At 41.5% G+C, this 1,484-nt stretch carries 2 protein-coding genes; both read left to right on the top strand.

Going from position 1 to position 1,484, the window contains the following annotated elements:
• On the top strand, positions 1 to 860 hold an 860-nt coding region (locus tag GMD4S_RS08805; RefSeq protein WP_000962395.1), incomplete at its 5' end, for an AI-2E family transporter.
• On the top strand, positions 850 to 1,484 hold a 635-nt coding region (locus GMD4S_RS08800), incomplete at its 3' end, for a tetratricopeptide repeat protein (RefSeq protein ID WP_001065985.1). The genes GMD4S_RS08805 and GMD4S_RS08800, both read left to right, overlap by 11 nt.

The raw sequence follows: 1,484 nt of genomic DNA, 5'->3' as shown, positions 1-1,484 counted from the left end.
TGGCAGTCGCAATTCCTAATCTGCAACGTCAAGTCTTAAATTTTGCGAAGAATGTGCCGACATACCTGGAAGATGCTGATAAGGTGATCAATGACCTTGTAACCAAACGCTTGCCAGATGATTTTAGACCACAGTTGGAGCAGGTTCTTTCCAATGTTTCTAGTGAGGCGACCATGTGGGCCAGCAAAATCTCTTCTCAAGCTGTTAACTGGGTTAGCGCCTTTATCAGTAGCGTTTCCCAGGTCATTGTTGCGGTTATTATCGTACCCTTCATGCTCTTTTATCTTTTGAGAGATGGGAAAGGCTTGCGAGATTACCTGACTAAATTCATCCCAAACAAGTTAAAAGAACCTGTCGGACAAGTTTTGTCAGATGTTAATAAACAGTTGTCAAACTATGTTAGAGGACAGGTTACAGTTGCTATTATCGTGGCAATTATGTTTATTATCTTCTTTAAGATTATTGGTCTCAGATATGCTGTGACTCTTGGAATTACGGCTGGTATCCTCAATCTAGTACCTTACCTGGGTAGTTTTCTAGCGATGTTGCCTGCTTTGGTTTTGGGCTTAATAGCGGGGCCTGTCATGCTTTTGAAAGTGATTATTGTCTTTATTGTTGAACAAACGATTGAAGGTCGCTTCGTTTCTCCGCTTATTTTAGGTAGTCAGCTAAACATTCATCCAATCAATGTCCTCTTTGTTCTCCTAACTTCAGGTTCTATGTTTGGTATTTGGGGAGTCTTGCTGGGAATCCCTGTCTATGCCTCTGCCAAGGTCGTTATTTCAGCTATCTTTAACTGGTACAAAAAAGTTAGCGGTCTGTATGAAGAAGAAGGGGAGGAAATCAAAAGTGAACAATAGTCAACGTATGCTCCAGGCTTTGGATGAACAGAATTTAACCAAAGCGGATCAGTATTTTCACAAAGCCCTCGAAACAGATTCAAGTGAGGTTCTTTACGAACTAGCAAACTATCTAGAGGGAGTTGGCTTTTATCCTCAAGCAAAAGAAATTTACCAACATATCGTTACAGAATTTGCAGAAGTGAATCTGAACTTAGCCAGCATTGCTAGTGAGGATGGCAATGTTGAGGAAGCCTTTGCTTACCTTGAGGAAATCACACCCGAAAGTGACTGGTACGTATCGGCCTTGGCCTTGAAGGCAGACCTCTATCAGTTGGAAGGATTGACAGATGTAGCACGTGAAAAGTTACTGGAAGCCTTAAACTACTCAGATGATGCCTTATTAGTTTTTGGTTTGGCTGAGTTGGATAGCGAGCTAGGAAATTATCAGGAAGCTATTCAGGGCTATGCTCAATTAGACAATCGCTCCATCTATGAGCAAACGGGTGTCTCAACCTATCAGCGAATTGGCTACGCTTATGCCCAGTTAGGTAAGTTTGAAGCTGCAACTGAATTCTTAGAAAAAGCTTTAGAATTAGAATACGATGACCAAACTGCCTTTGAACTGGCTAGTCTTTACTTTGA

The organism is Streptococcus sp. GMD4S, assembly GCF_000296955.1.
This window is presented reverse-complemented; position numbering and strand designations above follow the sequence as displayed.